This is a genomic window from Ruegeria sp. YKSD179, from assembly GCF_059612885.1.
Map to the genome: position 1 here is coordinate 1 of NZ_JBXWRL010000097.1, position 6,854 is coordinate 6,854.

At 52.1% G+C, this 6,854-nt stretch carries 6 protein-coding genes; 2 read left to right on the forward strand and 4 right to left on the reverse strand.

Features of this window, described 5'->3' with window-relative positions:
- Together AC2FNE_RS23975 and AC2FNE_RS23980 are read left to right on the forward strand one after the other, a co-directional pair.
- Positions 1 to 453: DeoR/GlpR family DNA-binding transcription regulator (locus AC2FNE_RS23975; RefSeq protein WP_496806493.1), on the forward strand; the 453-nt coding region annotated here is incomplete at its 5' end.
- A gap of 195 nt (positions 454 to 648) precedes the next feature.
- Positions 649 to 2,202, forward strand: a complete 1,554-nt coding sequence (locus AC2FNE_RS23980; RefSeq protein WP_170605412.1) for a trimethylamine methyltransferase family protein — start codon at positions 649 to 651, stop codon at positions 2,200 to 2,202.
- Positions 2,203 to 2,261: 59 nt separating this feature from the next.
- Here AC2FNE_RS23980 and AC2FNE_RS23985 read toward each other — a convergent pair whose 3' ends face one another.
- The 4 genes from AC2FNE_RS23985 to AC2FNE_RS24000 form a co-directional block, all read right to left on the reverse strand.
- Positions 2,262 to 3,605, reverse strand: coding sequence for an NAD(P)/FAD-dependent oxidoreductase (locus tag AC2FNE_RS23985; protein ID WP_496806494.1), 1,344 nt, complete (start codon positions 3,603 to 3,605; stop codon positions 2,262 to 2,264).
- A complete protein-coding gene (locus AC2FNE_RS23990) occupies positions 3,602 to 5,098 on the reverse strand; it encodes an aldehyde dehydrogenase (RefSeq protein ID WP_170605408.1) in 1,497 nt (498 codons plus the stop codon). The genes AC2FNE_RS23985 and AC2FNE_RS23990 overlap by 4 nt, the downstream gene beginning before the upstream one ends.
- A gap of 5 nt (positions 5,099 to 5,103) precedes the next feature.
- On the reverse strand, positions 5,104 to 6,021 hold the full coding sequence (locus AC2FNE_RS23995) for a dihydrodipicolinate synthase family protein (protein WP_170605406.1): 918 nt from the start codon (positions 6,019 to 6,021) through the stop codon (positions 5,104 to 5,106).
- Between the two features lie 8 nt (positions 6,022 to 6,029).
- Positions 6,030 to 6,854 (reverse strand): GntR family transcriptional regulator (locus tag AC2FNE_RS24000; protein WP_496806495.1); only part of this gene is annotated, 825 nt, incomplete at its 5' end.

Below are 6,854 nucleotides of genomic sequence, written 5' to 3' on the forward strand. Positions count from 1 at the left end.
CTGTTCAATCACACCGGATTGCTTGTGGTGACGAACAACCTCAACATTGCAGTAATATTATCCGGCCATCCTACGATTGAGGTGGTTGTTGCAGGGGGGCACTTGCGAAACTCCGACGGGGGCTTGGTCGGAGATCTTACACGTCAGGTGGTTTCACAATTCCGGTTTGATTTGGCCGTAATTGGTTGCTCAGCTCTGCACGAAGACGGAGATATTTTGGATTTTGATATGCGAGAGGTTGGAGTCAGCCAGACGATCATCGATCGAAGCGACAAGGTATTTCTTGTGGCCGACTCATCAAAGTTTGATCGTAAAGCGCCCGCGCGCATCGCCTCCCTGTCCGATATAGATACATTCTTTACCGATCAAGTTGTTCCGATGCGCTGTGCAAAGCTGTGCGAGGAGGCCGGAACCAGAATTTCCGTCGCTGTTCCAGAGAACAACCGAAGTTGACAGTATCCAAGCCTCGCTAAAGGCGTCTGCAGCTTAGAACCAGTAAGTAGAATTCAAGTTAAAAGCATATGGATGGAACGGCGTTTCCTGCACTGAAGTAAATTAGTCATGTCGCTTCTTGCAAATGGAATTCGTGAATCGTCAAACGCCTAGCTCCTGCTTCTGTCAAAATAGTCAGGAAAAATGGAGGCAATGATGACCACGCAAATCCAATCCCGGTCTCGGTCGGGTGGGCGTTCTGCCCGTCGCGCACTACGCACTGCGCCCAAGTTCGATATGTTGCCTGGTCTAACGCGCAGCATTCCGTTGTGCGAAGTAATGGATGGAGCCCAAGTGGAACGCATCGACAACGCCTCAATGGACATACTTGAAAACGTCGGCGTTCAGTTTCGCGATCCAATTGCATTGGAAGACTGGAAAACAGCGGGTGCAAAGGTAAAAGGTGAGCTTGTTTATCTGGATCGAGGTCTAATACGCGAATTGATTGCGACGATACCGTCCGAATTTACTTATCATGCTCGTGATCCGGAAAAAAATGTCCGCCTTGGCGGAAAACATTCGATCTTTGTACCGATGACGGGCGCGCCATTCTTGCGGGATTTGGACGATGTTCGCCGAAATCCAACGCTGGACGATCTGGCAATGTTTCACAAACTTAGTCATATGTTGCCAGCTCTGCACTCCAGCGCACACCACATCGTCGAACCTTACGACCACCCAATTAGTCAGCGTCATCTGCAGATTACATATTCGTCGATGAAATATTCCGACAAGACTTTTATGGGAATGACAACATCCCCAAAGAACGCTGAGGACGTCATGGAAATGTGCGCAATCCTATTCGGCGAACAGTTTCTTGAAGATCATCCTGTTACAACTGGCAACTGCAACGGCAACTCCCCTCTTGTCTGGGATGAAACCATGCTGGGTGCAATGCGCGCGTTTTGCCGCCGCAATCAGCCTGTCTTGTGTTCTCCATTTGTCTTGGGAGGCGCAAACACGCCCGCCAGCGTTCCCGCGACAGTCGCACAGCTAAACGCCGAAGCGCTGAGTGCTTTGGCCTACACGCAGGTAATCCGCAAGGGCGCACCTGCAATCTACGGCCATTACCTTTCAACCGTTTCGATGAAATCCGGCGCACCAATGGCTGGAACACCTGAAATCAGCCTGATGAATTTCATGATCGGTCAAATGGCGCGGTACTATGACGTCCCCTGGCGCACGTCGAACACTTTGGGCGGGGCAAAAACATTTGATGCTCAAGCCGGTTATGAATCCGCGACCACACTTAGTGCCGTCATCCATTCGGGCGCCAATTATATTTGGCACAGTGCCGGTTGGAACGAAGCCGGAATGCACTGCTCTGTCGCCAAATTCATCGTTGACGCTGAACAATGTGCTATGGCCTATCGAATGGCCGAAGGACCAAAATGGGGTGACTTTGATCAGGCTTTGGCGGCTGTTCCGGATGTTGGCCCAGGCGGGCACTATCTTGGTCATCCGCATACTCAAGAAAATTTCCAAACCGCGTTTTTCATGCCGGAATTGTTCGACAATAATTCTATCGAGCAGTGGGTTGCCGAAGGAGAGGTCGAGATAACCGAGCGTGCCCTGAAACATGCGCGTAAATTGTTAACTGATTACGAGGAACCGAAACTGGATATTGCCAAGAACGAGGCATTGTTGGACTTTATTGCGCGCCGTGAACGGGAGATTCCAGCAGCGGACGAACTAAATCAAAGTTTTTGAGTGCGTCGAGCCGACGAGATCCATCGATCGACGTCGACTGTTTCATATTTCCTGTCCCGTCATTCCTTACCCGAACGCCATTCTTTCCACGCCAGATAGCTGTTGGCGCCAAGCGATGCGAGCGGTTCCGGCGGGAGGCGTGGCGGCATTGGTTGTTCCAGAAAATGATCGGCTATTTCTGACCCCCCGTTCACCAACAGCTCGGCAACGCCCATGCCTTGCAACGTTCCGCGTGCAATGCCCAATCCGTTTTGGCAACAGGCAGAAAATACGCCTTGTGCCAACTCGCCGAATGCGGCGGAACCGTTGCGGCTTAGGCACAACATACCTCCCCAGCGATGTTCCATGCGCACGTCTGGCAGATTTGGAAACCGTTCTAGGAACTTTAGGTCATGCACACGTCCGGCACTTTGCAGTCTCTTCGAGCTGGCCTCCATTGTCGGCTGAAAGCTGGAGCAGGTACGGATCAGAACTCGATCACCATAGCTACCAGATATTCGTCGAACCGAGGTACCCATTGGATCTGCCGGTGTCACGGACCATCGGCTTTGCCCGCCCAAAGTGCTAATCTGCTCGGGTGTAAGCGGTTCAGTCATCGACGCATAGAGACAGATGTGCATCAACCGGCGTTGAAAGAATCCAAAACTCTCCAAGTGACCATTATTAGCTAGGATGATGCGTCCAGTCGCAACCTGAGCAGCCGGTGTTTTGACCAGCCACCCCACGCCTTGTTTTTGAAATCCGGTCACCGGCGACTGTTCAAACAGATTTGTCAGTGTTGCCATATGCGAAGCCAATGCTCGGACATAACCCGCAGGCTGGATCATCACTGTGCCTGGTGCGTAAAGGCCCGAGGTATAATGCGGGCTTCCAGTGATTTCCCGCATCTCTCCTTGGTCCAGCAACTTGAATGGCTCCCCCAGCCTTTCAAGATGCGTAGCGAAGTCTCGATTGTGCTTATCCCCGGCATGGGTCGCCGCAGCGTTGAACTTTCCACATGGATCAAACATCTCGTCCGGTAGACCGTAATCCTGCGCAAAGTCGGTCGCGAACCCGATCGCTTTGCGGTTCAGAGCGATTGTTGCCCGATCCGCCTCAAGACCACCATCGCCCGCATAGTTTTCGGAAGCCAGATCATGCGGCAAATCGATCATAAATCCCGAATTTCGCCCCGCCGAACCGTCTGCAAAACGTCCAGCTTCCAAAAGAACAATTTTCAAAGATGGATCGAGTTGGTGCAATCTGCGAGCAGCGCTTAGCCCCGCAAACCCGCCGCCCACAATCGTGATGTCTGCTGAGATGTTGTTTTGCAATTGCGGCAGTATATTTCGCGGCTGCAGGATGGCATTCCATCCTGCTGGGCCGGTCTGCCTTGGAAGAAGCCGTGCCGTGTACTCGGTCAATCCACGGCCTCATCCGTGTCATCGGCCAAATCAATCCAGATGGTTTTCAATTGGGTATATTGATCATGGGCATGAATAGAGTTGTCGCGCCCACCGAATCCAGATTGTTTGAAACCTCCGAACGGGGTCGAGATATCCCCTTCGCCAAAACTATTGACCGTGACAGTTCCTGCCCGGATCGCGCGCGCCCCCCGAATGGCTCGTTTGGTATTCGAAGTGAAGATCGAGGCGCAGAGACCGTATTCCGTGTCATTCGCGATGTTAATAGCCTCCTCAAAGCCACTAACCTCAATCACTGAAAGTACAGGTCCAAAAATCTCTTCACGTGCAAGTGCCACGTCGTTGCCACGGACCTCAACTACTGTGGCTTCGACAAATCCGTTGTCCGCCTTGCCACCTATTAGAACATCTTCGGCTTGGTCCAAATAACCGCACACCTTTTTGTAGTGACCGTCACTGACCAAAGCACCCAAGCGCGTTTCAGGGTTCAATGGGTCGCCGACATTCCAATGTTTGACATGATGGGCTATGCGTTCCAGCAATTCAGCCTTAACATCCTTGTGCACTATTAGCCTTGAAGAGGCAGAGCAGTTTTCGCCCATATTCCAGAATGCCCCATTGACTACATGGGCGGCGACGCGGTCGAGGTTTTCGGCATCATCCATGACAATAGCAGGGTTCTTGCCCCCCATTTCCAACACAACTTCTTTGGCGTTGCTTTCTGCGGAATAGGTCAAAAACCGCTTGCCGGTGACAGTCGAGCCGGTAAAGGAAACCATGTCGATGTCCATATGCCGCCCAATGGGTTCTCCCACCTCTGCCCCACCGCCGGGCACAATGTTGAGAACCCCCCGCGGCAGTCCCGCCTCCATTGCCAGTTCTGCCATACGTAACGCGGTTAAGGTGGTTTCTGCGGCTGGTTTAACCACGACCGAACAACCAGCAGCCAACGCTGGCCCAATCTTCCAGGCCAACATCAGCAGTGGAAAGTTCCAGGGTAAAACCAGGCCAACAACGCCAATCGGTTCACGTATGACCATAGCAATGTGGTCGTCGCTGGCAGGTGAGACTTGATCATAGATTTTGTCGATCAACTCGGCATGCCATTTAAGACATTGGATCGTTTCAGGAACATCAACGGATTCGCAATCGTAGATCGTCTTACCGCTGTCGATGCTTTCCATCACCGCCAGTTCGCGTGCGTTGCGCGTCATAAGCTTGGTTAACCGGATCAACACGTCCTTGCGGTCCGATGGGTGCAATTTAGACCAGCGGCCGTCGTCAAATGCCTCTCGGGCTTTTTCGACGGCAAAGTCAACGTCTGCCGCTCTGCAGGCGGCTATTTCGGTCAGCTTTTCGCCCGTCGCTGGATTGATTGTTGTGAAAGTCTCTCCTGAGATCGCGGGGCGGAAGGCACCGTCGATGAAGGCACCCGTTGGCAGGGTCAAGTTTGCAGCAATGGACTTGTATTCGTCTTTCGTCAACAGATCCATATCTCTTACCCCTCAGCCACGATGTTGGAGATTGTTTTCTTTAGGACTCGCGTCACCTGTTCCAGTGCCCGCTTGTCATCTTTGTTCAGACCTTTGAGGGGGGGGCGCATCGCGCCCGCTTCGATCCCGTTCATTGTAACACCATGCTTAATGGTCTGAATAAATTTGCCACCCTGTTCGAGTACCCGCATCAAAGGCATCATTGCGGACATGATCCTGCGACCCTTTGCAAAGTCACCCTCAACAATGCAAGCCTGATAAAGCGCCACGTGCTCCGCTGGCAGGAAGTTAGACCCACCGCACACCCAGAAAGGCGCACCCCAAGCGAAAAACTCCAACGCTTGATCGTCCATACCGCAACCAAGTTGTATATGAGGGTAGTCCCGGGCCAAAAGATGCACGCGATTGATATCACCAGAACTTTCCTTGATACCGCAGAAATTTCGGCTTTGCCCAACACGGTCCAGAAACTCCTCACCCATCATCGTGCCTGTCCGATGAGGATAGTTGTATAACATCACCGGAAGATCGGCGGCCTTGTCTATTACCAAGGCATTCAATGCATTTTCTCTGTCGGTAGGCACCGAATAGGCCGGACTAGCTAAAAGAATGGCATCAGCGCCAATTTCACGTGCGCCTGCGGCCAGCGCAACTGAATCCGGGGTCATCATCGCTCCGGTGCCAATTACCAACGGCAATCGACCCTTCAGGCGTTCTTGTGTAAAGGCCGCCAGTTCCAAACGCTCAGAAACCGTCTGCGAATAGTTCTCTCCGGTCGAACCGCCGGAGATAAGCCCGTGAACGCCGTTTACGACCAGAAACTCAATCACGTCGGATAGTGCGTCCCAATTGATGCTGCCATTTGTGTGATAGGGAGTAACGACCGGAGTATAGATCCCGTCAAATTTGAATAAGGGGGTCATTTGCATCCTCAAGCAGATGTCTTTCGCGCCATCGAACCCATTGGTACGTCCAGTGCTGCTGGTGTGACGTACTGTTCGATCTGGCCTCGAGACAGGTTCCAGTGATCGATCGCCAACTGCGCAGCAGCAGCTTCGTCGCACGTTTCGATGGCGGCGATTATTGCGTCATGCTGACTGCTGGCCTCGGATAATTTATCGGCCATCAACTGATCCTGTGGACGGTAGAAGGTCATGCCTATTCGGGCGTGGTCGATCAAAAGACGCTTGAAAGACGGCAGCAGATACACATTGTCCGCCATCTCACCGGTGATTTCATGAAACTTGTTGTTGGCCATGGCGCGATCAGCAGCTGACCCTGACCTTAGCGTCGCCTTGAATGTGTCTTGCGCCAACTTGAGGGATTTAATTTGGTCCGGTTTGGCATTCGTTGCTGCCAACTGCAAAATAGCACCATAGATCATTGGCGCCGCCAGAAAAAAATCCCGCAACGTTGTGTAAGTCAGTGCGGATACCCGAGCACCTCGGTTTTCGCGCAATTCAACAAATCCTTCACCCGCGAGCTGGCGAAAAACTTCGCGCAATGGGGTACGCGACAAGTTGAACTCTTCAGATAAGCTTACCTCATCAAGATCTTCCCCCGGGTTCAAGGCAAGCGTCAGGACAGCCGATTTCAAATGCTCGTAAAGTTCCGACTTCTTGCTTCGGGACGCATCTTTCATTGATTTACCTATGTTGAACCATGTTATCAGCTTCAAGCTGTATATTGAAAATGCATTTTGCATACAATAAGAATCTATACTGTGCGCAAAAAGGTGATCCTGCTTCTGAACAAC